This is a genomic window from Hahella sp. HN01 (genome assembly GCF_018986435.1).
Classification (GTDB): Bacteria; Pseudomonadota; Gammaproteobacteria; order Pseudomonadales; family Oleiphilaceae; genus Hahella.
Window position 1 is genome coordinate 68,451 of sequence record NZ_JAHMIN010000007.1, and the last position, 24,114, is coordinate 92,564.

Annotated in this window: 26 protein-coding genes; 8 read left to right on the forward strand and 18 right to left on the reverse strand. The window is 54.3% G+C overall.

Annotated features, from left to right (window positions below; translation table 11 throughout):
• Positions 1-157 precede the first annotated feature (157 nt).
• The gene (gene blaOXA / locus KP814_RS08820; protein ID WP_216736431.1) at positions 158-970 is read right to left on the reverse strand and encodes a class D beta-lactamase; all 813 of its coding nucleotides are present in this window, start codon (positions 968-970) and stop codon (positions 158-160) included.
• A gap of 193 nt (positions 971-1,163) precedes the next feature.
• Here blaOXA and KP814_RS08825 point away from each other — a divergent pair, with 193 nt between their 5' ends.
• Positions 1,164-2,267 carry an ABC transporter substrate-binding protein gene (locus tag KP814_RS08825; RefSeq protein WP_253938263.1) on the forward strand — a complete coding sequence of 368 codons (1,104 nt, stop codon included), beginning with the start codon at positions 1,164-1,166 and terminating at the stop codon, positions 2,265-2,267.
• Here the strand turns inward: KP814_RS08825 and KP814_RS08830 are convergent, their stop codons facing one another.
• The gene (locus KP814_RS08830) at positions 2,268-3,050 is read right to left on the reverse strand and encodes a secretin N-terminal domain-containing protein (protein WP_216736433.1); all 783 of its coding nucleotides are present in this window, start codon (positions 3,048-3,050) and stop codon (positions 2,268-2,270) included.
• Between the two features lie 83 nt (positions 3,051-3,133).
• Positions 3,134-3,844, reverse strand: coding sequence for a hypothetical protein (locus KP814_RS08835; RefSeq protein ID WP_216736434.1), 711 nt, complete (start codon positions 3,842-3,844; stop codon positions 3,134-3,136).
• 198 nt (positions 3,845-4,042) lie between these two features.
• On the opposite strand from KP814_RS08835, the gene KP814_RS08840 reads away from it, so the two are divergent.
• Both KP814_RS08840 and KP814_RS08845 read left to right on the forward strand, forming a co-directional pair.
• Positions 4,043-4,879, forward strand: a complete 837-nt coding sequence (locus KP814_RS08840) for a hypothetical protein (protein WP_216736435.1) — start codon at positions 4,043-4,045, stop codon at positions 4,877-4,879.
• Positions 4,876-5,079 (forward strand): hypothetical protein, encoded by a 204-nt coding sequence (locus KP814_RS08845; RefSeq protein ID WP_216736436.1) that lies wholly within the window; start codon positions 4,876-4,878, stop codon positions 5,077-5,079. The genes KP814_RS08840 and KP814_RS08845 overlap by 4 nt, the downstream gene beginning before the upstream one ends.
• Before the next feature lie 6 nt (positions 5,080-5,085).
• Here the strand turns inward: KP814_RS08845 and KP814_RS08850 are convergent, their stop codons facing one another.
• Positions 5,086-6,027 (reverse strand): LysR family transcriptional regulator, encoded by a 942-nt coding sequence (locus tag KP814_RS08850; RefSeq protein WP_216736437.1) that lies wholly within the window; start codon positions 6,025-6,027, stop codon positions 5,086-5,088.
• A gap of 151 nt (positions 6,028-6,178) precedes the next feature.
• Between KP814_RS08850 and KP814_RS08855 the strand changes: the two genes are divergently transcribed.
• A complete protein-coding gene (locus KP814_RS08855) occupies positions 6,179-7,045 on the forward strand; it encodes a DMT family transporter (RefSeq protein WP_216736438.1) in 867 nt (288 codons plus the stop codon).
• Between the two features lie 8 nt (positions 7,046-7,053).
• On the opposite strand, the gene KP814_RS08860 is transcribed toward KP814_RS08855, so the two are convergent.
• Together KP814_RS08860 and KP814_RS08865 are read right to left on the reverse strand one after the other, a co-directional pair.
• Positions 7,054-7,596 (reverse strand): YaeQ family protein, encoded by a 543-nt coding sequence (locus tag KP814_RS08860; protein WP_216736439.1) that lies wholly within the window; start codon positions 7,594-7,596, stop codon positions 7,054-7,056.
• 64 nt (positions 7,597-7,660) lie between these two features.
• Positions 7,661-8,461: an ABC transporter substrate-binding protein gene (locus KP814_RS08865; protein ID WP_216736440.1), complete on the reverse strand. Its 801-nt coding sequence runs from the start codon at positions 8,459-8,461 to the stop codon at positions 7,661-7,663.
• 201 nt (positions 8,462-8,662) lie between these two features.
• Between KP814_RS08865 and KP814_RS08870 the strand changes: the two genes are divergently transcribed.
• Positions 8,663-9,631: a hypothetical protein gene (locus tag KP814_RS08870; RefSeq protein WP_216736441.1), complete on the forward strand. Its 969-nt coding sequence runs from the start codon at positions 8,663-8,665 to the stop codon at positions 9,629-9,631.
• A 12-nt stretch (positions 9,632-9,643) separates the two neighbouring features.
• Here KP814_RS08870 and KP814_RS08875 read toward each other — a convergent pair whose 3' ends face one another.
• Positions 9,644-10,585, reverse strand: coding sequence for a ribose-phosphate pyrophosphokinase (locus KP814_RS08875; RefSeq protein WP_216736442.1), 942 nt, complete (start codon positions 10,583-10,585; stop codon positions 9,644-9,646).
• A 116-nt stretch (positions 10,586-10,701) separates the two neighbouring features.
• Complete coding sequence (locus KP814_RS08880) at positions 10,702-11,421, reverse strand: sterol desaturase family protein (RefSeq protein ID WP_253938264.1); 720 nt, start codon at positions 11,419-11,421, stop codon at positions 10,702-10,704.
• 161 nt (positions 11,422-11,582) lie between these two features.
• Between KP814_RS08880 and KP814_RS08885 the strand changes: the two genes are divergently transcribed.
• Positions 11,583-11,996, forward strand: coding sequence for an FAD-binding oxidoreductase (locus KP814_RS08885; RefSeq protein WP_216736443.1), 414 nt, complete (start codon positions 11,583-11,585; stop codon positions 11,994-11,996).
• Between the two features lie 7 nt (positions 11,997-12,003).
• Here the strand turns inward: KP814_RS08885 and KP814_RS08890 are convergent, their stop codons facing one another.
• From KP814_RS08890 to atpD, 8 genes are all read right to left on the reverse strand, one after another.
• Positions 12,004-12,807: a FoF1 ATP synthase subunit gamma gene (locus tag KP814_RS08890; protein WP_216736444.1), complete on the reverse strand. Its 804-nt coding sequence runs from the start codon at positions 12,805-12,807 to the stop codon at positions 12,004-12,006.
• A 3-nt stretch (positions 12,808-12,810) separates the two neighbouring features.
• On the reverse strand, positions 12,811-14,316 hold the full coding sequence (locus KP814_RS08895; RefSeq protein WP_253938265.1) for a F0F1 ATP synthase subunit alpha: 1,506 nt from the start codon (positions 14,314-14,316) through the stop codon (positions 12,811-12,813).
• The gene (locus tag KP814_RS08900) at positions 14,309-15,037 is read right to left on the reverse strand and encodes a F0F1 ATP synthase subunit delta (protein WP_216736445.1); all 729 of its coding nucleotides are present in this window, start codon (positions 15,035-15,037) and stop codon (positions 14,309-14,311) included. Before KP814_RS08900 ends, KP814_RS08895 begins: the two co-directional genes overlap by 8 nt.
• 27 nt (positions 15,038-15,064) lie before the next feature.
• Positions 15,065-15,328, reverse strand: coding sequence for an ATP F0F1 synthase subunit C (locus tag KP814_RS08905; protein WP_370454957.1), 264 nt, complete (start codon positions 15,326-15,328; stop codon positions 15,065-15,067).
• A gap of 8 nt (positions 15,329-15,336) precedes the next feature.
• Complete coding sequence (locus KP814_RS08910; RefSeq protein WP_216736446.1) at positions 15,337-16,041, reverse strand: F0F1 ATP synthase subunit A; 705 nt, start codon at positions 16,039-16,041, stop codon at positions 15,337-15,339.
• A gap of 64 nt (positions 16,042-16,105) precedes the next feature.
• The gene (locus tag KP814_RS08915) at positions 16,106-16,372 is read right to left on the reverse strand and encodes an AtpZ/AtpI family protein (protein ID WP_216736447.1); all 267 of its coding nucleotides are present in this window, start codon (positions 16,370-16,372) and stop codon (positions 16,106-16,108) included.
• A gap of 27 nt (positions 16,373-16,399) precedes the next feature.
• Positions 16,400-16,783: a hypothetical protein gene (locus KP814_RS08920; protein WP_216736448.1), complete on the reverse strand. Its 384-nt coding sequence runs from the start codon at positions 16,781-16,783 to the stop codon at positions 16,400-16,402.
• Positions 16,780-18,159, reverse strand: a complete 1,380-nt coding sequence (atpD, locus tag KP814_RS08925) for a F0F1 ATP synthase subunit beta (protein ID WP_216736449.1) — start codon at positions 18,157-18,159, stop codon at positions 16,780-16,782. The genes KP814_RS08920 and atpD overlap by 4 nt, the downstream gene beginning before the upstream one ends.
• A 232-nt stretch (positions 18,160-18,391) precedes the next feature.
• Between atpD and KP814_RS08930 the strand changes: the two genes are divergently transcribed.
• Both KP814_RS08930 and KP814_RS08935 read left to right on the forward strand, forming a co-directional pair.
• Complete coding sequence (locus KP814_RS08930; RefSeq protein WP_216736450.1) at positions 18,392-20,488, forward strand: ATP-binding protein; 2,097 nt, start codon at positions 18,392-18,394, stop codon at positions 20,486-20,488.
• A complete protein-coding gene (locus tag KP814_RS08935) occupies positions 20,481-21,836 on the forward strand; it encodes a sigma-54 dependent transcriptional regulator (protein WP_216736451.1) in 1,356 nt (451 codons plus the stop codon). Before KP814_RS08930 ends, KP814_RS08935 begins: the two co-directional genes overlap by 8 nt.
• 8 nt (positions 21,837-21,844) lie before the next feature.
• Here the strand turns inward: KP814_RS08935 and KP814_RS08940 are convergent, their stop codons facing one another.
• Positions 21,845-22,228, reverse strand: coding sequence for a hypothetical protein (locus tag KP814_RS08940; protein ID WP_216736452.1), 384 nt, complete (start codon positions 22,226-22,228; stop codon positions 21,845-21,847).
• Positions 22,229-22,230: 2 nt separating this feature from the next.
• Positions 22,231-22,605: a nuclear transport factor 2 family protein gene (locus tag KP814_RS08945; RefSeq protein ID WP_216736453.1), complete on the reverse strand. Its 375-nt coding sequence runs from the start codon at positions 22,603-22,605 to the stop codon at positions 22,231-22,233.
• Between the last annotated feature and the right edge of the window lie 1,509 nt (positions 22,606-24,114).

The following is a 24,114-nucleotide window of genomic DNA, read 5'->3' on the forward strand; positions in this document are numbered from 1 at the left end:
GTTGACTGTGCAGGCTAGCACTTAATTTCAGGGCAAACTGATAAGCAGTCCTCGAAAAAAATGGGTTATTCACATGGCGGCGACAAGCCCGCCGCTTCTGTTATCGCAGGCGAGACAAATAAAAAGCCGCTACTTGTCCGCCGGCTGAATAACGCCTCTATGGCAGAATCCCCTCCGATGTCATGATGCGTCGGGGAATGCTTTTTCTGAACGCCAGCTTTTCATTCTTGTCGATATCGAAATTGGCGGCGAAGAAATACAGATCAGCGCCTTTTTCCACCCATCCGACCCACCAGGCCAAACCAGGTTTGGTTGCATCGTTGTATCCTGGCATGCCCAGGCTATAGCCGGTTTTACTCCTTAATAAAAAGGTGTTGGCGGCTTCGGTCAGCAGCGCCTCTTGTACGATCAGTTGATTGCGTTCAGAAAATGGCAGTCCGGCGTAATAAAGGCGGGACAGGAATTCAATTTGCTCCGCGGCGGATATTCGCAGCGCGCCATCAAGCCAGAAGTGGTCCGCGCCGCCGCTGATATCGGCGTTACCATAGTTCACTTGAGCGACATGATGGCGCATGCGTTCTTCGCCAATCTTTATCGCGAGTTCCTGAAAAACCGGCTCGACGGAGTTTTGCATGGCTCCACGTAAGCTGAAGTCGTCTTCCCATATTTTGAACGGGCGTTTTTGCCCATCCCAGTGAAACACTTCCCGGCCGTCTTTCAAAACTCCGGTCTCCAATGCAATCAGCGCCTCCAGGATTTTGAATGTGGAGGCAGGGACAAAGCTCTCTGAGGCGCGCTGTAGATCGCTGGTCTGACAGTTGTCCGCATTTTGTCGGCAAAGCACGAAGACGCCCTGAACCTGCGCGTTGCGGAAAAACTCGCGCCAGTCGCTGCGCTCCGTTAGCTCGCGGGCGTAAAGAGAAGAGCAGAAACATAAAAAATAAAGGGTAATCAGAAAGCGCCGTAACATGGTGCACTCCGAGTCTTGGGGCGGGGAGCGCATACTATTACGGCTGCGCAGGCCGCGCAATCAGGAAGCGCCGACATGGAAGGAAATATTTTACGTCAGTGGGCGCCAGGCGGATTCTTTGCAAACTAGCGGTTATGGTCCACTCTTAATGGAGGTGCCTTATCTATAAATAACTATGAATCTCGCAACTGTAATGAAGTTCTTGCGCGGCTTCATTGTCGTCTGGGTTATCGCTTCGTCCGGTCTGTGTCATGCTGGCGCTCCGTCTGTCGGACGCTTGTCCGATACGGATTATTTCCTGTTTATATCACCGTCTCCCGCTGAAAATATCTTCTGGGGGAAGACCGGCGCCTTCGCCAAAGACGTGGCGAAGGACCTGGGCGTCAAACTGGAAGTCATGTACGGGAACGATCAACGCTTCAATGTGTTGAAAATGGGCATGGAGGCGCTGCAGCGTCCCAATCCGCCGAAGGTGATTATTGTTGGATACTTTTTTTCCATTACAGAAAAGCTCCTGCAGGAAGCTAATGCCCGAGACGTAGGCATATTTCTTGTCAACACCAGTGTGCCGGAGCGCGATCGGGTTCTGGTGGGACAGCCGCGTTCGGAGAAGTTTCCTAATTGGCTGGGACATATGTACCCCGACGATGAGGAGGTCGGCTATCTGGTCGCGGCGGAGTTACTGCGACAGGCTCAGGCAAAGTGGCCGCGAAAGGGCAGCTTTGACATGCTTGCGTTCAGTGGAGGCATGGATTCCACTGCGGCTTTGGACCGTAACGCCGGTTTGCGGCGGTTTCTGTCAGAGCACACTGATAAGGTGAGCCTGAAACAACTGGTTTACGCCAACTGGTATTGGGATGAAGTGACGGCCCGCGCTCCGAAAATGTTGGAACGCTATCCCTCGGTGGACCTGATTTGGGCCGCCAGTGACTTGATGGCGCTGGCGGCGCGCTCAGTCGCGCGGGAGCCGGAGCGCCTGATTGGCGGTGTGGACTGGTCGAATGAAGGGTTAGAAGGGGTAAAGGACGGGCGCCTGTCCCATAGTGTGGGTGGGCACTTTGTCGAAGCCGGCTGGGCGGTCGTGCTTCTGTATGATTATTTCAACGGCGTTGATTTTGCGGATTATCTGGGCGTCACCATTCGCACGCATCTGGCTATAGCGACGGCGGCCAACGTGGATAAGGCCATCGATGTCGTCACGGAAGCCCACTGGGCTAAAGAGGATTTTCGCCGTTTCTCTTTATCGTTGCGACCGGAAAATAAGGGCTATCACTTCCACGACTTTTTTACTGAATAGCTAATTCCCCAATAATTCAACTTTGATGAGAACGCTTTGTTCATCTGCGCTCTGTCTGCGTGTGGAATAGGTTATGCCGCTGTCTGAGCGGCTGCTGGTTAATGACGCGCCTCCCAGCTCCACCCACTCGCCGAGCTGGACGACGCGAATGGTGTCCAGGGAAGACGTATTGATGCGTTGCTGTTGAATGTCGTCGCGCTCGTTGCTTTGTGAGCGGACTTTCAATTCAACCCGGTTCTGTCCGGTCAGACGGGGCTCTACGTAGACGCCGCTGCTCAGGTCCAGATATTCCACGTTATCCACCAGTCGGCCATTGATTCGTTGCGTCGTTCTGACAGGCTGCTTCTGGCCGGTATTGATAAAGGCGGAAGAGCCTTCCACGACGGTGAGCGTTTGCTGCCCGCCGCCCCGGGTGGAGTAGACTTTCTTGCCTGCTTCGACCCGCACCGATCCGCCTTCATTGCTGATGACGCCTGAGACGCCCCAGCCGCTGTTTTCTCCCAGCCGATTGCGGTCACGGCTGACAGTAATGAGAAACTGCCGTTGTGGGGTATCCAGTTGCATCACCAGGTCATGGATTTCCGCAATAACCGAGTCGTCTGCCCGAATCAGCAACTGGTTGCGATGTCCGCTGATATGGGCCTGATCCTCGGGGTACAGTTCCCGAATCTGGCGCGCCATGTCCTCTGCTGTTCGGTGTTGCAGTGTGATGGTTTCCAGACGCTGGGCCTGTGTCATGAGACTCAGGCCCAAAGCCAACAGCAATGTTATGGCGCGTAGCATGTCCATACTCCCTCAATCGATTCTGGCCAGACCACGAAAAGTGGGAGGCGTGCTAACTGAGGATAATGGACGTCGCTGAGGAGTTAAAGAGTGGACGCTGCGCTTCCGCTGGTTTCTTGCCTGAGTCGCTCGCCGAAATTTTTCAACGCGTTCAGACGGGCGAGGCGTCGGGTTTCATACCTTTCTGAGTACATGAATGGTCGGGTTTGAGACGCTTTGCCGAAGGCGCGGGCGAAAGCGTAGAGATAGCCGTTGCGAACATCCACCAGAGAGCCTTCCAGGCGCACGTCCGACGACGTGTGATGCGCCGGGACCACCCACATGCCGACCAGTGTGATGTTGAGAATGCTCAAAGGGTTGGCGTATTCCTCTTCACTGCTGTTGATGTCGAAAGCCAGCCAGGCGTGCGCCTGAAAGCGCGCTGCCTCCATGCGCTGTTCTTCAAGTTGGCAGTTGTCATACTGATAGCAGTTTCTGCGCGACGACTCCGGCGCGACAAATAATTCAGACACCAGGCCGTTTTTTTTCAAGAAGGGCTTCCATGACTCGATTTCCTCAATCTCCTCCTGGCTCCACGGGTTGTCATTGGCGGGTTGTGGTACGTACAACCGCAATGGAAGCTCGGCTTGCGGTTTCAGTGCGTCGATTTCTTTGACCGAGTCAGCCCGTGCGTACTCTTTGGGCTGTCCAGACTCGGCGGATATTCCTTCCATTGCGGCGCGATTGAAGTGAGAAGAGGTGGCGCAGCCACTGAGGTAAAGAAGAGTGATAGCGGCTAAAGCAAGTTTTTTCATGATCGGTTCCTAGTGCTGATTGCGGCGGTAGCGGCGCTTGACGCAGCCTTTGATTCCCGGTCAGCATAGCGATCTGGAAAGAGGCCTAAAAAACCAGTTTCATAGCAAAAACTGGTCTTGACATTTTGCAGAACATAAATGCCTACAACTTTTAACAAAATTCATCGCTTAAAACGTCTTTGGACATGGGAAGCGTTTTTGGCCCAGTATGAGGCTGGCCCGGATATCAAAACGCTGAAGGCGAACTATCACCATCCCCACCATAAACCCAATAAAAATACGGTGGACATTATCAATGCTTTGCATGAAAGGGAGTTTCCCAATCCGTTTCCTGCGGCATTGGAAGGCATGTTCGATCTGTACGAGGACTTGCTTCGTCGTAATGGCGACCTGTCGCAGGAGGAGAATATCGGGCGTCTGGAGTTTTTCCTGCGTCATGAGTTGAGGATTGCAGGGCGCGCGCCTGTGGGGCGCGCGCGTTTGTGGTGGTTGCTGGGAGATATATTGTTTGACCGTTGCCTTGGCGCGCGTAAACGCAATCAGGACCAGCGTATGCTGGCGTATCGCGGAGAAGCGATTCAGGCATACCAGTCCGCACTGGATATTCTTGAGCAGGCGCAACTGGCTAATTTAGTCATCCGTTATAAGTTGCGGCAGAATATCCTCGCCTGCTATCTCAATGCGTCGAAACGCCAGGGCGTGTGGACGAAAGATCCAGAAACCCTGAGTTACTTTCATGAATCTTGTTTTCTGGCGCGTACTAAAGAGCTGCTGGCTGAAGAGCCCTTCCAGTGGAGTGTCGCCAGAAACGGGCTGCGTTTTGCGTCGCTGTTGGAGAATGCGGAAGAAGTCATTTATTTTTTCGCTTGTCTGCTTAAGGTCAGCGTCCAATTCGCCGACTTTGATTATCAACCCTATCAAGCCCCTGCGATAGGACGCAGTAAAGACTTTGCATGGGCGCGAGAAAATGTATTGACGGATGAGCGGGTGCGCAGCCTGATTGACGAGTGCAAATTAAAAGGAAAATCCAAGTGAAAAAGCTGTCTAGACGGAAGTCGCGTTGGCTGCGGCCTGCGTTAGTCGCTTTGTTGGCGCTGGTGTTGTCGTCCTGCGCGTCGCATCATCAGCCTGATCCGCAAACTCAGCATCCGGTTTGCGACGAAACGCAAACAGACAAAGAATGTCGCAAAGCGGAGGAGTTATCCGAAGATGATGACATGGGGCGTTTGCGTTGAGCGTCTTTAGTCACTCAAGCGTCCGTCCGCCTCGATGAATCCGTCGCTGAAACGCTCGGAAACCATCACTGTCCGTATGGCCTGCGCGAACGCTGCGAGCCGCTTGCGGATTGGCGCTGACGGCGGATAGCTCAAGTAAAACTCCGTCAGTAGCGGCGCGCTATAGGACGGAAACAGCTCAATGACCTTGCCTTCCGCGATATCCCGCCCCACAGCGAAGCTGGGCAATATCGCTACTCCCAGATTATTGCGAACGCCTTCCGCCAGTGCGAAGGTATTGCCAAGACGCATGCGCTCCGGCATCGCATCCAGATTGAGATCATTCTGCTTTAATAACTGTCCCCAACTGGCGGCTTTGCCGTTGGCGCGGGTTAGCAGACGGTGATGTCTTAGATCTGCGAGAGTGTCCGGCAGACCGCGTCGCTGCAGATACTCTTTGCTGGCCACCACCTGTTTTTTGGAGGTCGTCAGCAGGTGATGCGTCAACCCGGCGCCTGTCGCAGGAGAGCGAATTGCGACGTCAAACTGCTGCGCGACAAGATCGATCAGGTCGTCACTGACGTGCAGCTCTATTTGCAGCGCAGGCGCCAGACGCTCCAATTCCGCAATGGCGGCAGGCATAACCAGACTGCCGAAGTCGACGGGGGCGGTGACCTTTAATCTGCCGCTGAGGCTTTCACCACTCAGACTGTCGAGAGTCGCCTGCAGGCGCTGCTCGCTGACCAAGTACTCATCCACCAGATTCTGTCCGGCATGGGTCAGATGGATGCGGCTACCGGATTGGCGCACGACCAGACAAACCCCGATCTTTTGCTCCAACTGCCGAATCTGGTAGCTCACCGCCGCCTGGGATACGTGCATTTCCTCCGCCGCGCGGGTAAAGCTGCGCGCGCGATAGACCGCGGCGAGAAAGGGAAGATGGGCGATGATGTGATGAGATAAATTCATAAAGTAATTTTATTAATTAATAAAAATAAACTCGTTTCACAAATGTTAGACGCTGCCGCAAGCTATCCCAAGTGAAATTTTCCGCCTCGCACTGCTGATCTGAGGGATTGGCGTGTGTGATGTGTTGTAGGACTGATTAGAGGGGGCGACTATGAGAGCGGCGCTGATGGCCCTGTGCGGCTTTTTCTTTTTTACCTGGATGGACTTAAGCATCAAACATTTGTTGGCGAATTACCCGTTGCCACAGGTCATTTTTTTCAACTGTTTGTTTGCTCTGCTGGCGTTATCGGTATGGGTGGCTCCACGCTGGACGCTATTGAAGACATCGCGGCCGGGCCTGCATTTAATTCGGGCCGTCATGCTGTTGCTGGTCGACGCCCTGGCGTTTTACAGCTATGGCGCTGCGCCGTTAACGGAGGCGTACAGTCTGATTCTGACCATGCCTGTGTTTGTCGCGGTATTCGCGATGGCGATGAATATGGAGCGCTTCGATACGGGACGCTTCATGTTGGCGCTGATGGGCTTTGTTGGCGCGTTGATTGTGCTCTCGCCAAGTTTTGGTGTGGTGAATATGGCTTTATTGCCCGCCTTGGCGAGCGCCATGATTGAAGCGGCGGCATTCATAATGGTCGCAAAATATAAAGACCAGGAGCATCCTCTGGCGTTCGCCGTTTATGGGCTGAGCCTGATCGTCGTCGTGACGGGATGCTGGCCCGGATGGTCTTTGTTCTCCTTTGATATGTCGGCGCTGGCGATCAGTGCGGCGGGCGGAGTGTGCTACGCCTTGGCGACTTTGTTGGTGCTGTCAGCATTTCAGAGCGGATCGCCCAGTACGGTCAGTGCGATGCAGTATTCTCAGTTGGTATGGGGGATGGCGTTGGCTTATGTGTTCTGGGAGGAAACGCCTGCGTCTTTGGCGTTAATCGGCGCTCTGCTGATCGCGGCGAGCGGTTTGTTGCTGATGCGGCGGGAAATGAACGCACGGCGCGCCAGAAAACGCGCGCCGCTTGCGGCGTAAACGAAACCCTATACGGGGAACAGGCTGACGGGTTCGATGGCGACGCTGTTGGAGGCGTCGCTCAGCCAGACCTGTCCATCCTGAATGGTGCATTGCAGATCCATGGCGCGTTGCGCCAAATCCGCCAGTTGTTTGGTCGTCTCTGCGCTGACTTCCATGATGCGCAGGTTATCAAAGCGGGCGAGTTCGTCCTGATTTTTCCGCCACCATAACGGAACGGCTCGACCACCATAGGCGTAAATGATGACTTGCCTGGCGCGACCGCAGGCTTTGCGAATGCGGCTTTCTTCCGGTAGTCCGAGATCAATCCACAAGTCTATTTCATCACTCAGGCTTTTTTCCCAGATATCCGGCTCATCCTGCGTGCTGATGCCTTTGGTGAACTGCAGACGATCCGATGCGTGCAGCGCGAATGCGACCAGACGCAGCATCATGCGTTCGTCGGTTTCTGAAGGGTGTCTGGCGACGGTGAGTGTCAGGTCCTCGTAATAGTTCCGGTCCATATCTGCAACATGCAGTACGGCTTTATAGATGGTTGCTTTTAACGCCATGGGGGGTGCTCCGCTGATTACGGCGGGGATTATACATCTGCGGCGATCACAGTGAGAGGCTCGATTACTCGGGGTTGAGGTATTTCTGATGGATCGCCTGGATTTCTCCCTTATCCCATAGCGTCTGCAGCGCGAGCCTGAGACTGTCTACGGTTGCGTCTGGCGTCTCCAGGCTGCAAGCCATATAGAGGTTGTAGGAAATGTCGTCCAACGTCAGCACATTCTCTACCTCCGCAGGGGAAAAACCCTCTTGTTTCAACATGATGGGGAGGCTGAACTCACTGAATGGAATCAGGTCGATGCGCTTGGCGAACAGCATGCGAATGTTGAGCTCGTCTTCCGCCATCAGCACAATATTCTTACCCACCTCGAAGCCCTGCTTAACCAGATAATCCTGCTTGATATCCTGATACTCACCGCCGACGACATAGCGTTTGGCGTCTTCCAGGCTGCTTATAGTGATGTTTGATCGGCTTCTCAGCTTGTAGAGGTTGACCCGAAACGGCGCAATCTCACCCACCCACTTGAACAGCGGCTCTCGTTCGGAGGAACGGGCGATGGAGTAGATCAGCGTGTTGGGCTCGGTCTGAGCAAGTTTATAAGCCCGCGCCCATGGGTAAACGCGGAACGAAGACACACCGACGCCAGACTTCGCCAACACGGCTTTCACCACTTCCGTCGCCATACCACGGATTTCGCCGCTCTCTTCAAAGGAATAGGGGGGGAAGTCGGTGGTGACTACTTTTATTTCTGCTGCGGGAAGTCTGAAGGAACATAGCGCGATCGCTATTATGACCAGCAGTACGCCAAGCTTTCCTCTTTTGCTAAATAATGAGTTTTCCATAACGGTGCTGCTAAGAGACATAGTTTGTCCTTTTCATGTGGCGTATCAGGAATAAGTTTAATGCATAACTGAAAGCTTTCACCCCGGAATCTAAATGAGCTTTCCGTGAATTTTGCTTCGTGAAATAACTCTTATATTTCATGCAATTATTTTTTATACGTGAGGCGTTTTCATCTTTTTTGGCGCTAATGCTATGTTTTAGTAGCCCAAGGAAATGAAACGATGGATTTCGCAATTAATCCGGATGATTTGAAAAGGACTCAGGCCGTTCTCGCAACCAACGGCTTCGGAGAAGTTCTTCACACTGCTGCATGGCTGATTGCGATGTGTTACGTCGGGAAGGCGTCGGATGTGGAGTTAATTATTGATTCCCTGGAGCCGCCAGGTGATATTGTTTCCGACGCGCAGATACTACACTTTTTACATAGATTTCATCCAATAAACTCTAAGCTTAAGCGACAGAATAAAGACGATCCTCTCACGACAAACCGCACCACTCTTACTGCCTATAGTCACCTCGATGAGCTTGGACCTCCGTTAATTCGTGAAGAAATCAGAAAGGCGTTTGTATTCGCCTGTAGCCCGGTTAATCCAAGCATTGAAGGTCAGCTGCACCGTCTTTTGGGCAATATACAGCGAAACAAAGTATTGGTGTGGGTCCGGCGCGGTAGCAAGGACCGGCGAGGTACATCAGAGGCGTCTTTGCAGCAGGTTGTGGAAGCGCTAGATGCGCGAGGTCTTGTGGCGGTGCTTGTTGGCGACCTCCGGGATATCAAGAAGATTCCTGCAAAGGCGATTGATTTGACTCCTGTGCAAAACACGCTTTACACATTGAAAGCTTCTTATGTCAGCCAGGGTGGCATGTTACTTTGCGCGCACGGTATGGGGGTTTTTGCGTCGATAGGCATGATGAGTGGGGGAATGGATTTTGGCGCGTTTCTGGGGATACCTACGGTCAATATAACCAAGTATACGCCCAGCCCAACTGTGTCCCAGCGGATGCGGGCGATGGCTAAAATAGCGTACATGAAAAACGTGGGCTATGATGAAGCCTGCTATGACTCACAAAGTAATACGCCTTTGCCTCAGCGCGTTATTGATGAGGCGATGAGCTACATTAGCGCGTGGCACAAGAAGTCCACGTATCTGGCTTCTTGGTGGGACCCCGTCAACAATAGTCTGTTCCGTTAATCGCTTCCGTTATTAACTAAACAAAGCCCCCACACTCTCCCCGGAATGGATTCGGCTGATCGCCTCCGCCATTAGGGAGGCGACGGAGAGTTGGGTGATTTTCTCCAGTTGTTTCTGTTCCGGTAGATAAACCGTATTAGTGACGACCAAAGATGAAATGCTCGCTTCACGCAGATTGGTGATGGCGGGACCGCAAAGCACTGGATGCACGGCGCCGACATGAATGCTGCGTACGCCTGCCTGCTGCAGGGTTTTGACGGTGGACATCAGCGTGCCGCCGGTAGAAATTTCATCTTCGAAAATCACGGCGTCCATATCCTTTACGTCGCCCACGACATGTCCTTGTTTGACCTGAGTGTCGCTGACGCGTCGTTTATCGATGATCGCCAGAGGAATATTCAGGCGTTCGGAAAAGCGTCCCGCCCGTTTGGCGCCGCCAGCATCTGTCGCAACCGCCACCATCCGGCTCAGATCGTAGTTCGCTTTGAAGTAGTCGGCGATCAGCGGGACGGCGGTCAGGTGATCGACGGGAATATTAAAAAAGCCATGCACCTGGTCTGCGTGTAAATCCATGGTCAACACCCGATTGGCTCCGGCGGTTTGCAGCAAGTCGGCCATCAGCTTCCCGGCGATGGAAATGCGAGGGGCGTCCTTCTTGTCGGAACGGGCGTAGGAGTAATAGGGAATGACTGCGGTGATACGGCGGGCGGAAGCGCTGCGTAAGGCGTCAAGCGTAATCAGCAGCTCCATGATGTGTTCGCTGACCGGCTCAGTGAACGGCTGCACCACAAATACGTCCCGCTCGCGCACGTTTTCCTGGATCTGTACAAACAGGTTGTCGTTGGAGAAACGTGAGATTTGCAGGGGGCTTAGATCTATCCCCAAATGCCCGCATATTTCGTGGGCCAGGGCTGGGTTGGAGTTGCCGGTGAACACTTTCAGGGGATGTTTCATTGCGCCTCTCTCGTTGGGTTCCGCGCTGCATTGATAACCCGTATTACACATCAATTCAAGGGATTGCGCTATTTTATTAGCGCTAACTCTCCCTGCTTATTTTGAGTGGGAGGTCTTTATTCCTTATGGACGTCGCGGTACATCAGCATATCCCATAGGCGCTGTTCTTTGGCGTCGTCGAAACCGCAGGTTTTATTCCAGGTTTTGGGATTCTCATAAGTGCCAAAAAGCATGTCCCACCAGGTAATATCGCCATAGTTATTCTTGTGGCGACCGTATTCATGATGAATACGGTGCATTTCCGGGCGCTGGAAAAAGTAACCCACCCAGTGCGGCGTCTTGATATTGGTGTGGTAAAAGAACTCACCAATCGCCGTGCAGAAGGTATATACCGCGCCAGCGGCGGGGTCCAGGCCGAGCAGCGCATAGACCAGCAGACCGCCCAGGATGGAGTTGAAGATCATTTCACCCGGGTGTTTATAAAAGGACGTGATGACTTCAAGGCGCTGGGGACTGTGGTGTATTTGATGGAAGATGCGCCATAAAAAGTCGCTTTCATGGCGCCAGCGATGCCACCAATAAAAAACGAAGGTGGCGATGAAGTACGCGAAAAAGCCGCCGGCGATAGGGTTCAGGTGACTCGAAAGATTGAAAACGGAGTAAGCAGACAACCAGATTTCCCAGGTGACGCCTGCCAGCAAGACCACCGCCAGTTGGAATGCATTCACCAGTAATACGCGGAACCACCAAGTCTTTACCTGTGGCAGACGCCAACCGGTGTGCACACGTTCCAGAATAAAACAGCCGATAAAAATCAAGAAGAGACAAAGCAGCATGATGCGGTCCTGGCAAGAGTGTTAGGTATCGTTTGAAGAACGGCCACCTTGCCTGATTGATCTGCTTTAGCGCTAACTTGGGGGGACAGGTTGCGCTTTGTAATACGCAGGGTTCTGGCATAAGCTACGGGCAGGATTACCGGTGTTGGATTGATTGCTCTATGTTCGCCCGCAATATTGTTTTGTCGTTATTATTGCTAGCTCCCGCCTTATGCGTCGGAGAGGAACTCAAGCCTTTCGTCAGCGATGGCTGCAGTTTGTTTCCCGATGGCTCCTTCAGTGAAGAAAATCTTTGGTTTGACTGCTGCTATCAGCATGACCTCGCCTACTGGAGAGGTGGAACATACGAAGAGCGCGTACAGGCGGATAAAGCCTTGCAGCAATGCGTCGCCGGCGTAGGAGAGGAAAGCCTGTCATTTGTGATGGAAGCCGGTGTGCGCGTCGGTGGGTCGCCATACTGGCCGACTGGCTTTCGCTGGGGATATGGCTGGCCCTACCTAAGAGGCTACAAAGCGCTCACTGACGAAGAGACGCGTCAAGTTGAAGAGGCGTTGGAGAAGTTGACCACACCCTAGCGCTACGTCAGTCGGCCACCACAAATAACAGAGCCTCTATATCCTCAATAATTTCTTCCTGACGCAGCATATTGGTTTGTAGCGTTAGCGCATTCATCCGCTCTTGCAAGTGGCGTGTTGCGTACTCCAGATGACTGAGCCGCTTCCTGTTTTCCCCCAGCAACGCATCCTTGAGACAGGATTGTAGAGAGGCGAATAGATACATGGGGATCAGTTCCAGCAACAACTCCGGCGCAGGACGGTACATCATGGGAGTTATGGCCGCGGCGCCTCCTCCATGATTCCGCTTGGGGAAAAGTGGAAATCGGCGGGCATGTCCGTCCTGCTCCCGGTAGTAGAGAATCTCCGCCTCGGTTAATGGGTAGCGTTGGCTGTGTTGGGACAGAAGAGTGACCAGCTCATCGGTGACCGATTCAACGTCTTCCGCCACGGAAGGGCCCGAGACTTGCGCCAGCACTTCAAAGTTTGCGTGGGCATGACGATATAACTGGTCGCCCACCAAAATGACGCCACATGGCGCTGTCCTCATCATCTCAGTGGTTGCGTCGAGCAGACGACGGTTGATATCGCCACAAAAACCTCGCTCTGTTCCCATCACAATGACCAGCTTGTTATGTGGCCCGTCTTCACTAGGGTGTTGCTGCAGTTTTGCTATGGCGGCGCGCATGCGCTCGGCGATCGCCAATTGCGGCGGAATCTGTCGCTGTAACTTGCGGGTTTCCGCATAGGCGAGGGCTTTTAGCGCCGCCATGATTTTATTCAATGTGGCGTACAGCTCTTTCTTACTCTGCAACTGGCGTCTGCTTGGCATGGTTCAGTCGTCCGCGTGCGTCAGCATTTCCTGGAGCGCCGCCGTCCAGTCTTCACGGGGCGTTTCCAGACTCAGGCGAGAATTGAGCCCGGACGGTATCTGTAGCAACACTGAAGGGATGTCTGTGAGGCTATGGTCGTCCAGAAGCCCTTCGTTGTAGGCGATCATCCAGGCCAGTTCCTGTTCCGGCGAAAAGCGTTCGAATCGGTCCTGTTTGAGGAGTTCGCGGAGCAATTGGCCGCGTTTGATAATGGTCTGCATGCCTGGGTCCAGTTTGGCTCCGAAACGGGTAAAGATTTCCAGTTCCAAAAAACGGGAATAGTCCAGCTTCATGCGGCCGGCTTCATGTTTGATGGCGGGGTGCTGGGCTTTGCCGCCGATGCGCGATACGGAGCGCCCCACGTCAATGGCGGGGCGTACGCCGGCGGCGAACAGGCTGCGCTCCAGATAGATCTGGCCGTCCGTGATGGATATCAGGTTAGTGGGGATGTAAGCGGCGATTTCTCCCTGTTGGGTTTCCGCAATGGGCAATGCAGTGAGGCTGCCCCCGCCTTGCTCGGGCGAAAGGCAGGTCGCCTGCTCCAGTAGACGTGCGTGTACAGAGAACACATCCCCAGGATAGGCCTCGCGCCCAGGAGGCCTGCGCAGCAACAGAGACAGCTCCCGATAACTGCGCGCATGGCTGGAGAGATCGTCATACACCACCAGAACATGGCGACCTTGGCGCATCCAGTGCGACGCCAGCGCCGATCCGGCGAACGGCGCCAGATACTGCAAACCGGGCGGCGAGCCGGCGTCAGCCACCACCAGTGTGGTGTAGGCGTCCGCGCCATGCCGTTGCAGCGTCTGCATGACATTGACCGCCGCGCCTCGTTTTTGTCCGATCAACACGTAGACACAGCGAACATCCTTATCTTTCTGATGTAACACCGCATTCAGCGCGATGGAAGTGCGTCCCAGACCTTCGTCGCCAATGATTAATTGCCGCTGTCCTCTGCCGATAGGAATCATTGCGTCGATCATGCGGATGCCGGTATAAAGCGGTTCGTGCACGAAGTCCCGTTCAACGATGGCTGGAGTGGGGGCGTTAAGGTTAACCCAGGCGCCTTCATGTAAGGGCGGTTGACCGTCCAGAGGTCGGCCGGTGGGATCAATGACACGACCAAGCAGGTTGTCATGGGCCATTAACCCCAGGGGACGACGAGTGCGATGCACCTCTTGTCCGGCGGTCAGGGAGCCGGTTTGTTGCAGAATGACGGCGCCGACCAGTTCTTCGCAAAGGTCGAACACCATGCCCTGGCTGCCGTCTTCAAAATCCAGCAACTCTTCCATGCGCGCCGACGGCAGGCCCTTGATCCAGGCGACGCCATCGCCGACGGACACCAGCACGCCGCGCTCCTGTATGCGAACGTCAGGGGAGTAGTCGGATATCCAGTCACGGGTGCGCCGCAGCGCGCGGTCATCTTTGTTGGGATTGGGATCTTGCATGGGGTCAGAGAGATTATTCATGGTGTGACTCGGCGAAACCTCTTAATTCATCCGCCAGATTCAGACCGAGCGTCCAGCCTCCAGAAGCGATTCTGACGCCGGCCAGAAGACTTGCGTCCTGTTGAAAGAGTATGGAGCGATGGTCCGTCGCCAACGTTTGCAGCGTCTCCTGCAGACGCTGTTGGGCGTTTTCCTGCAATGGATAGGCGGTGCTGATTTCGATGTCGCCGCCATTGCGCAAGCCGCTGAGTCGTTCCGGGGGCCATGCGCTGACCCGCTCACAGAACAGATTGACCAAGCGTTCTTCCAGGTGAGGATCAGCCAGTGGCTGCAGCAATGCGGAAGCGAAACCTGCGCCCATCTGCAACGCCTGCTCGGTGGTCTCTCTGCGCCACTGCTGGTTCTGGCTTTTGCGAGCCGCGCGGGCTTTGTCCACCTCTTGATCCAGACGCACTCGCAATGACTCCAGCTTGCCTGCTTTTTCGCGGGCGAGTTCTTCCTGCAGTTTATGACGGGCTTCCTGCTTCTCCTGTTCCCAGGTCTGCAGACGCTCGTTGTACTGGCGCTTGAGAGCGTCGGCCTGCGCCTGGGCGTCGCGAGCCTGATCGAGAGAGGCTTTGATGTTGGCTTGCCGCTGCTCGACGATGTTCAGCACGGGGCGGTACAGAAAGCGTTTCAGTAACCACACCAGAATTATGAAATTGATAATTTCCAGTGCGACGGTGGTCCAATCCAGTTCCACGGTATTTTCCTTCTAGGCCGGTCGGAATTATTGCGCTGGCAGCAGGTACTCCAGTAGCGGATTGCGGAACAAGACGATCAGCACGATGACCAGCACATAGATCGCCAGGGATTCAATCATCGCCAAGCCGATGAACAGCGTGCGGGTAATCGACTTTTCCGCTTCGGGCTGACGCGCCAAGGCATCGAGCGCGCTGCTGATGGCTTTGCCCATGGCCAGGGCGGGCAGCATGGCGCCCAGCGCAATGCCGATAATCGCTGCGACGGTCGAGAAAGATACAAAGCTGTTCATGGTCTCCATTAAGGGGCTCCTGAGTTTGAACGTGACGAGGTCGTTACGGGGGATTCCGTTGTTTGTTGCATGGCGCCGGCGACATAGATCAGCGCCAGCATGCCGAAGATGTACGCCTGCACCAGCGCTTCAATGATGTGTAGCATGAGAATCGGAACGGGCGCCAGAAAACCCGCCACCAGCAGAATCAGCAGCGCCGCCATTTCCAGGCTCATGATGTTGCCGAACAGGCGAATCGCCAGCGCTACGGTGCGGGTGATTTCGCTGATAATGTGAAACGGCAGCAGGATCGGACTGGGAGACAGGTAGTGCCTAAAGTAGCCCAGGCCCGATTGGCGGACGCCATAGGCGTGCACCGCAAAAAACACGACCAGCGCCAGGGCGGCGGTGACTGACAGGTCGCGAGTGGGCGAATGCATGCCGGGAATGACGCCAAGCAGATTGGCCACGGGAAGGAATATCCAGAAGGTTCCTATCAACGGCAACAAGCGCCGCGCATTGCGGCTGTCGGCGTTGGCGATGGCGTTTTCCAGCGTCAGAACGACGCCTTCCAGCATGGCTTGTACGCGACCCGGCTGAAGAGAAAGTCTGCGCGTCATCAGAATGCTGGCGACGACCAGCGCAAGCATGATCAGCCAGGTTGTGACCACGGTTTCATGGATCGCCAGCGGGCCGATATGCAGCCATACCGGAGTCGATACGCCGTCATTCATAGGTGTGTCCTTTGCGATGCCCTGTGTAGTTAAAAGAAAACCCGGGTCGGCTGACGCGCATGATTTATTCCCGTAACGCCAGATAGGCGTTGACGCCGCCAACGACGATTCCCAGCAAGATAAAGCCGACTGTCCAGCGTACGGAGTAACCTTCTCCAAGTCCGTCCAGCCAATGCCCCAGGTAAGCGCCCCCGATGACAGGCAATACAAACAGAAAACCCAGCACGCCAAGGATGCGAGTGGCCTGCATCAGCGTGGAGCGCTCCCGGCCGGCTTTGTCGAGTCGGGCTTTGTCCCGTTCCAGATTGTCCCGCAAGCGTTTGTATTCCATGGCTCACTGGTTTCCTCGTCAGTTATTTCAGGCGCGACTCAGTCGGCGCATCAGCTCATGCTCCAGCTGTTGCAAATGGACGTGAGAGCTGGCGCGGCGCTCTTTCTCGTTGGCCAGCCATTCCATTAAGCGCTGCTGGATAATGTTTGCGTCGGCGTCAATAAAAAAACGTCGCGTACTGAAGTAAAGCACGCCTTTCTCAAACTCCAACAAGCCGCCAGTGGCCGCCAGAAATTGCGCTCCCTGGCTGCGTGTCAATTGACTGAGCCCGGATTCGGTCAAGGTGAGGAAGTCGGCATGACGCGCCTGCAGGCTGAAAGCGCCGCTGGCGTCACGGCTACGAAAGGAAACCAGATCGTCAATGCGTAACTCCTGGTCGCTGTCCCTTAGAATGGCGGTGAATGGCGTCACGTCGTCAATCCTTCCAATCCGCCGCGCATGTAAAACTGGTCTTCGCTGAAGTCGTCATAGCGACCGGCCAGGATGCCGTCGCAGTCGGAAATGGTCTGTTTCAACTCTACGGAGGCCCCGGTCATGCCGGTATGGGCGGCGGTGACGACAAAGGGCTGGGTGAGATAACGTTGCAGTTTTCTGGCTCTTGCCACGACCTGCTGATCCTCGGCGGACAACTCCTCCACGCCCAGCATGGCGATGATGTCTTCCAGCTCTTTGTAGCGGGCGAGATGTCCGCGCACCGCTTCAGCGACAGTGTAGTGGGCGGCGCCAAGGGTATGGCGGTCCAAAGCCTTGCTCCCGGATAGCAGTGGGTCCACGGCGGGGTACAGCCCTTTCGCTGCCTGGGTGCGGGATAGAATCACGCTGGTGTCTAGATGGCTTAAAATGGTGGTCACCGCCGGGTCGGTCATGTCGTCGGCGGGAACGTAGACCGCCTGCACGGAGGTGATGGCTCCGTGCAGAGAAGAGGTAATGCGGTCTTCCAGTTCGGCCACTTCGCTACCCAAAGTCGGTTGATAGCCCACCGTGGCGGGCATGCGGCCCAGCAGACTGGAGACTTCAGCGCCGGCTTGCACGAATCTGAATACGTTATCCATTACCAGCAGCACGTCCCGACGCAGGCTGTCGCGAAAATATTCCGCATACGCCAGGGCGGATAAACTGACTCGAAAACGCACGCCAGGGGATTCATCCATCTGCCCGAACACCAGCAGCGCGCGATCCATGACGCCGGCGTCCTGCATGTCCCGCCAAAGTTCGTGCGCCTCGCGAATGCGCTCGCCGATCCCGGAGAATACGGAAACGCCCTGATGAAGGTGCGCGATGGCGTGCATGAACTCCATGATCAGCACGGTTTTCCCCACGCCGGCGCCGCCGAACAGGCCCGCCTTGCCGCCGCGTATAAACGGACAGAGAAGGTCGACCACTTTGATGCCGGTCGGCAGGAGGTCGCCCTGGGCTGTCAGTTCGTTAAGCGGAGCAGGTGAGTGATGGATATTGCGGTATTGATCGGTTTCTATGGCGGGACCGCCATCAAGCGGCTCGCCGAAGATATTCAGCAGACGTCCCAGACAGCTTTCCGCTACGGGAACATGCAGGGGCGAACCGCTGTCATACACCGGCATGCCGCGCCATAAGCCTTGTGTGCTGTGCAACGTCACCGCCTGGAGTTCATTGGGGCTGATATGACGGTGCACTTCAAAAATGCAGGTGTCGCCATCGAGACGGGTATAGACCGCGCGTCGCAGAGGCGGCAGCTGAGGGCAGCGAATAATCGCCACGGGGCCGTGAACTTCGACAATTTCTCCAATAGGCGCAGTGTCTGCGGTCATGTGGCGAGATCCCTGTCGTGCATAATTATTTGTTTCCTATGGAATAAAAATAATCCAGTTACAATCGGCGAGTCAAAAAAGAGTTTTTCGAGTGTAGGCGGCGGGAACGGAGCCCCGGTTGATTTGGCGCATTTTTTGGCAAATCTGACAGGATGGTAAGGTTGAGACCTTGATTCCCACAGGTACGGAATGTCGTTAAGATGAACGCCAATAAAAACAAGTGTAGTTGACCATGCTCCCGGCTGATTCGTCCCGTCCGTCCCATCGCAAGGCGCGCCAGATCGCGCTGGCTTTTTTGTTGCTGGCGACGGTGTTTTTGAGTTTTTTCCTCTCCCGCAACCTGCTTATCAAACACAACGGCGTTGAATCGGAGCAACTGTTGCGGGCGTTTGAAAGCGCTTTGCTGACTGCGGTTGATAAATATGTCTATTTTCCCGCTATCCTGACTGCAGACCCGCGTTTTCAGCGGATGCTGCGCCGCAATGAGCGTGACGACGACATTTCCGAACTGCTGAATCGCTTCAATCAAGCGGCGGGCTCTGATGAGATATTCATCATGAACGCAGAGGGGCTGACCCTGGCTTCCAGTAACTATCGCGACGTCACCAGCTTTGTCGGTCACTCCTATGCGTTTCGACCTTATTACGCGGACGCCGTAGCGGGACGCACCGGGTTTTACTATGCGGTCGGCGTCACCACCGGCAAGGCGGGATTGTTTATTTCCGCGCCGATACGCGATAACACAGGACGAATACTCGGCGTCACGGTCGTCAAACTGGACTTGACGCCGCAACAGGCAAGTTGGGCCGCGACTGGCAACCGGATATTCCTGAGCGGACCCAACGACATTATCTTCCTGGCGTCTGATCCAGCGGCGCTGTATCGCGCATTGAGGCCGTTAGAGCAGAGGGTGACGGCGGAACTCAAGGTCACCAAACAATACGGCTCTGCGGAATCGATGCCATTGGCGGCGCAAACGGACGCCTGGTCTGACGCGCCGATTGTGGAAGTGGAGGGCGTCCGTTTGCTGCTGTATTCGCGTCAGGTCATCGGTCAGCCCTGGCGGATGCACCGGGCGTTGCCAGTAGCTGATGTGAACACCATGGCGGCTCTGATCGCCACTGCGTGCGGCAGCGCCGTGTTGCTGCTGATCGTGCTCGCTTTGTATTACCGCGAAGCGCGTCAGAAACGCCGTACGGAACACCGGCTCTTGAAAGTGATTGAAGAGAGCGACGCCCATCAACGCGCCATCATCCAGAACACGGACGCGGGATTGATGACCCTCAACGAACACTTTGAAATACGCGAGGTGAACCAGAAAGCGGCGGAGCTTTTCGGCGTGGCGGCGCAGGAACAAGGCGCTTCCCTGGACCCGACGCGCTTGCTGTCGCCCTGGATCAACGCGCCCGACGGAGAGGTCAGGGAAGCGGAAGGCTACCGTTCAGATGGCGCTTCATTCCCCATCCTGTATTGCGTCAGCCTGATTCGCACTGGGCCCGATCGGGAGTATTTGCTGACGGTTCACGACGTCAGTGAATTGAAAGCGGCGCAGGCGTCTTTGCTGCAAGCCAATGAAGAGCTTGAGGCGAGAGTGGAGGAGCGCACCCAGGCGCTGCGGGCGACGCAGGAAGCATTGATGCAGGAGCGCAAACTCGCGGCGATGGGGCGCATGTCCGCCGCCATCGCCCATGAGCTGAACCAGCCGCTGACGGCGCTGGTCAGTTATGTCGCCATGGGACGCCTGTATCTGGCGCAGGAACAAAAAGACAAAAGCGCCGCTACCTTGGATAAAATGGACGCGCTGGTGCAACGTATCGCCAGAATTTCCTCACAGCTCAAGTCGTTTGCCGGTATTCGCTCCGTCGACATACGGCCAACCGCTTTGCAGGCGGTCATGCGTTATGTGGAGGAGGTGCTGGAGCATAAGCTCAGCCAGCAGCGGTCTGTCATTCGTACTCAGATTCCTGAGGGACTTCAGGTCATTGCAGATCAGCATATGCTGGAGCAAGTGATGATCAACTTGCTTGATAACGCCATTGCGGCGGTGAAGTCCGCGGTACAGCCTGATATTTTTGTTATGGCGGAGCGCAGCGGGGATAAGATCATGATATCCGTTCGCGACAATGGCGAAGGGATGGACGAAGAGCGCATGCGACACCTGTTCGATCCGTTCTTCACCACCAAGACAGGAAGTGAGGGGTTGGGCCTGGGATTGGCGATCAGTTATAACCTGCTGCAGGACATGCATGGGGAGATAACCGTTACCAGTACACCGGGTGAAGGCAGTGAATTCACCCTTAGCTTACCGGCTGTAATTCATTATGACTAAATTGGTTTATATCATCGACGACGATAGCTCCGTCAGGGAGGCCTTGGAAGAGTGGCTGGCGCTGGCGGGTCTGGAAGCCAAGGGGTGGGCGTCCGCTGAAGCGGCCTTGCAGACCATTGATGAGAACTTCGTCGGCGTGGTGGTGTCAGACGTCAAGATGCCTGGTTTGGACGGCATGGCGCTGTTGCAGAAGATGCCGAAAAATATTCCTGTGCTGCTGATCACGGGCCATGGCGACATCGCCATGGCGGTGGAGGCGATGAAACAGGGCGCCTATGACTTCATTGAGAAACCGTTTCAGCCCACGCATCTGGTGGACGCGATCAAGCGCGCCTGCCGGCAGCGTTCTTTGCTATTGGAAAATCAGCGCCTACGCAAGGCGTTAGAATCGCAGCAGGGGCTGGAATCGATTCTTATCGGGGACTCGCCGGGCATCAAACGACTGCGTCGACATGTCCATGAATTGGCGCAGTTGGATGTGGACGTGTTGATCCATGGTGAAACCGGCGTAGGCAAAGAGCTGGTGGCTCGATGCTTACATGACTTCGGTAAGCGCGCCAAACATCCTTTTGTAGCCCTGAATGTGGCGGCGATTCCGGAAAATCTGTTTGAAAGTGAACTGTTTGGGCATACCGCCGGCGCCTTCACCGGCGCGCAGAAAGCCCAGGCGGGTAAGTTTGAATACGCCAACAAGGGCACGCTGTTTCTGGATGAAGTGGAAAGCATGCCGCTGCATTTTCAGGTGAAGGTGCTGCGCGCCTTGCAGGAGCGGGAAGTGGTTCGGCTTGGCTCGCATCAGGCGGTAGCGCTGGATGTGCGTGTGGTGGCGGCGACAAAAGAGGACCTGAAAAAAGCCGGGGATGAAGGCCGCTTCCGCAGTGACCTTTATTACCGCTTGATGGTGGCGGAGTTGCGCATCCCTCCGTTGCGGGAGCGACGCGAAGACATTGCGCTGCTGTTCGCGCACTTCCTCAAGCTGGCGGCGCAGAAACACGATAAAGAAGCGCCCGAGCTGCGCGGCGATGACTGGATCGCCCTTGAAGGTCATAACTGGCCGGGCAACGTGCGGGAACTCAAGAATCTCGCGGAGCGTTATCTTTTACGCAGCCAGTTCAGCGACGAATCCATCCGGGAAATGCTCTCCGGCGAAAAACTGGACATGTCCAGCCCGTCAGACCAGTCCTTGGCGTCCCGTGTCGCGGAATATGAAAAAGCGGTGATCAGCGCGGAACTGACCGCCAAGAAAGGCAATATCAATCAGGTGATGGAAGAACTGGACCTGCCCCGCCGCACACTGAACCAGAAGATGCAGCGTTATGGATTGCGGCGGGAGGATTTTTTGGGGTGAACTTCATTTCAGGCGAAAAGCTGCTTCAGCAGAAAGAGAAGCTTCGGGATAGATAAAATCAATAGGGAAACGGAGCCAATAAATACATAACAGTCGAGCCAGTTATTGGCTCGAACACGTCCTTTCTCTATTTCAACACCATCAATTGATATGCTATATCGCGTCAGTAAAGCTGACGCAGGAACTAGTGAAGTGAGTAATCCCTTATACTCCAGATCATCCGATCGAAATGAAAAGGGTATAGTTTCAGATAGGCCCTTAAGTCTATCTAGCGATTTACCCTTTAGTTCGCCATCGACATAAACTTCTATGGTCAGGCTAAGCCATAGGTGTTTTGGTTCTGACTTTGACGTAACTTCAATACGATGGTTTTTCCAAACATGCACTGGCATTATTAACTCACCTCCACCCACTCTTTACGCCACTCCTGCGGCGCAAAGTCATCTGGCCAGTACTCAACCTGTTTGATGATCAAACCATCCCTGACCGTACTGAAGGTGAGGGCGCGTCCTTTAATCACACCATCCGTGACAGACACATCCGTCACCACCTGCTCGCCTTCGCACAGGATGTGATTAAGCGTAAAACGCCACTCGCCCTGCGCGGGGTAATTGGCGTTGATCAGAACAAAATTCTCACGCCCTCGAATGACTTCACCAGACTGCGGCCAATGGCAGACATAATCCTCCGACAGCATCTCGCTGGCCTTATGGAAGTCATTGGTTTGCATGAGTTCCCAGTACCTTTCAATAGTAGACTTTGGGTTCATATTACTCACTGGTTATATTTGCTCTATACAGCTATATGACTAGGAACTTGTATAAGTAAATTCAACTCCCCCGCTCACGACGCCAAGCACAATACTGCCTAACATTAAGTAAAGAGGGGTTCTCATTTCAGATTCATAAATAGCGAATATGCCTTGCGCTATAGGCGGGAAAAARAAGTTTAACAAAAAACATACGAATGATACTTGAAACCCTTTTATTAACGACATTATGTAGCCAATAATGAAAATGATTGCTGCGATAGTTTCCATAGTGTTTACTGCGACTCATGTGGTTTAGATAATTCTGKTTTTTTCTCAAATTTTCTGGAATGAGGGAGAATAAAAATATATCCCGCCACTACTTAGGAGGGACTATGCAGTCCATCATTCTCATTCCATACTTGTGAAATTCATCCTTGCTGCCAATCATGTCCGGCATATCCTTTCCGACGCGGCTTCTACACATACTTTTAAAGCTCTTTGCCCGCTTCATACAGCTTGCGTAATTTGGTGAGTGCTCATCCATGTTGTTGACTTCTAGACAAAGTCCTTCTTTTTGTGCGGACATGAAGTCAAGTAGTTCTTCTTTAGTTACGGGGTTCTCATCAAGCTTGCTGAAGGAGGCTGCGTAGAGGCCTGATTGTTATGCCAATAATAATATCCTGCCGCTATGGCTAGAAGGTGCTTCATATATGCATCCTGGTACTACAATGCTATAAAAATAAAAGACTTAGCGAACACGGAACGTGCTGTCAAAGATGGTAGTGGAGCGAGAAGGGAGAAGTATGAGGGCTAACTCATAGAGTCCTGCATGCCAACGCATCCGTGCCAAGTTGTCAGCATTATAAGTATCAGAACCTGGAAGGCAATATTCTGTCTAGATAATGACTGAAGTGGGTTGCAGTGTAGGGGGGAACTGTGCGCGTGTTCTCAACATGGCGCTACTTACAGGGGGCGCCTCGTTATCTATGTTCTGTCGAGGTTGATGTCTATTAGGAGCGGCTATCGACTAATGCTCGTTGAGATGATTATCAGAATGTGGAGACGCTGATTCAGACCCTTCCTTCACTGAGAGCAGGGCTCCTGGTTTCACGCTTTTTCCGAATAAACATAACCAAGAAACAAGTCGTGACCACTAACAGTCCAACCTTCAGGTTAAACAAAATAAACACGCTTACTCCAAAAACAAGGGCAGCCCCTCCATAAACCGGGCTTTCTTTTCTCCGTCTCGCCAGGAACGCACAGAATATGGCGGCGAGGGCGCATGAAAATGCTATGCCGTGATTGATCTGCACGGCTAACTCTTCGGTAAGCGAAAAGCCGCCAGTGATAAAAGCAGGCTCCGCGACAGGGGGAGCGATAGAGAATGCCGACAATATATGGGCGTAGAACTGTGCGAAGAAAGTCACGTACTGATCGTTGATAGACCAATAATATTGGGTGACTCCCAGTAGAAGTACGCCTAGCGCGGCGAGAATAACGCCTGCTCCGGCTATCTTGCTGTGTCTC

What these genes read in the sequence shown, in the direction of transcription:
- KP814_RS08870 (WP_216736441.1), top strand. Translation starts at nt 8,663, where the DNA reads ATGGATTTCGCAATTAATCCGGATGATTTGAAAAGGACTCAGGCCGTT.
- KP814_RS08825 (WP_253938263.1), top strand. Translation starts at nt 1,164, where the DNA reads ATGAAGTTCTTGCGCGGCTTCATTGTCGTCTGGGTTATCGCTTCGTCC.
- KP814_RS08895 (WP_253938265.1), bottom strand. Translation starts at nt 14,316, where the DNA reads ATGAATAATCTCTCTGACCCCATGCAAGATCCCAATCCCAACAAAGAT.
- KP814_RS08945 (WP_216736453.1), bottom strand. Translation starts at nt 22,605, where the DNA reads ATGAACCCAAAGTCTACTATTGAAAGGTACTGGGAACTCATGCAAACC.
- KP814_RS08865 (WP_216736440.1), bottom strand. Translation starts at nt 8,461, where the DNA reads ATGTCTCTTAGCAGCACCGTTATGGAAAACTCATTATTTAGCAAAAGA.
- KP814_RS08905 (WP_370454957.1), bottom strand. Translation starts at nt 15,328, where the DNA reads ATGAACAGCTTTGTATCTTTCTCGACCGTCGCAGCGATTATCGGCATT.
- KP814_RS08830 (WP_216736433.1), bottom strand. Translation starts at nt 3,050, where the DNA reads ATGCTACGCGCCATAACATTGCTGTTGGCTTTGGGCCTGAGTCTCATG.
- KP814_RS08880 (WP_253938264.1), bottom strand. Translation starts at nt 11,421, where the DNA reads ATGCTGCTTTGTCTCTTCTTGATTTTTATCGGCTGTTTTATTCTGGAA.
- KP814_RS08935 (WP_216736451.1), top strand. Translation starts at nt 20,481, where the DNA reads ATGACTAAATTGGTTTATATCATCGACGACGATAGCTCCGTCAGGGAG.
- KP814_RS08915 (WP_216736447.1), bottom strand. Translation starts at nt 16,372, where the DNA reads ATGGAATACAAACGCTTGCGGGACAATCTGGAACGGGACAAAGCCCGA.
- KP814_RS08930 (WP_216736450.1), top strand. Translation starts at nt 18,392, where the DNA reads ATGCTCCCGGCTGATTCGTCCCGTCCGTCCCATCGCAAGGCGCGCCAG.
- KP814_RS08910 (WP_216736446.1), bottom strand. Translation starts at nt 16,041, where the DNA reads ATGAATGACGGCGTATCGACTCCGGTATGGCTGCATATCGGCCCGCTG.
- KP814_RS08860 (WP_216736439.1), bottom strand. Translation starts at nt 7,596, where the DNA reads ATGGCGTTAAAAGCAACCATCTATAAAGCCGTACTGCATGTTGCAGAT.
- KP814_RS08875 (WP_216736442.1), bottom strand. Translation starts at nt 10,585, where the DNA reads ATGAAACATCCCCTGAAAGTGTTCACCGGCAACTCCAACCCAGCCCTG.
- KP814_RS08940 (WP_216736452.1), bottom strand. Translation starts at nt 22,228, where the DNA reads ATGCCAGTGCATGTTTGGAAAAACCATCGTATTGAAGTTACGTCAAAG.
- KP814_RS08885 (WP_216736443.1), top strand. Translation starts at nt 11,583, where the DNA reads ATGTTCGCCCGCAATATTGTTTTGTCGTTATTATTGCTAGCTCCCGCC.
- KP814_RS08890 (WP_216736444.1), bottom strand. Translation starts at nt 12,807, where the DNA reads ATGCCAAGCAGACGCCAGTTGCAGAGTAAGAAAGAGCTGTACGCCACA.
- KP814_RS08850 (WP_216736437.1), bottom strand. Translation starts at nt 6,027, where the DNA reads ATGAATTTATCTCATCACATCATCGCCCATCTTCCCTTTCTCGCCGCG.
- atpD (WP_216736449.1), bottom strand. Translation starts at nt 18,159, where the DNA reads ATGACCGCAGACACTGCGCCTATTGGAGAAATTGTCGAAGTTCACGGC.
- KP814_RS08835 (WP_216736434.1), bottom strand. Translation starts at nt 3,844, where the DNA reads ATGAAAAAACTTGCTTTAGCCGCTATCACTCTTCTTTACCTCAGTGGC.
- KP814_RS08855 (WP_216736438.1), top strand. Translation starts at nt 6,179, where the DNA reads ATGAGAGCGGCGCTGATGGCCCTGTGCGGCTTTTTCTTTTTTACCTGG.
- blaOXA (WP_216736431.1), bottom strand. Translation starts at nt 970, where the DNA reads ATGTTACGGCGCTTTCTGATTACCCTTTATTTTTTATGTTTCTGCTCT.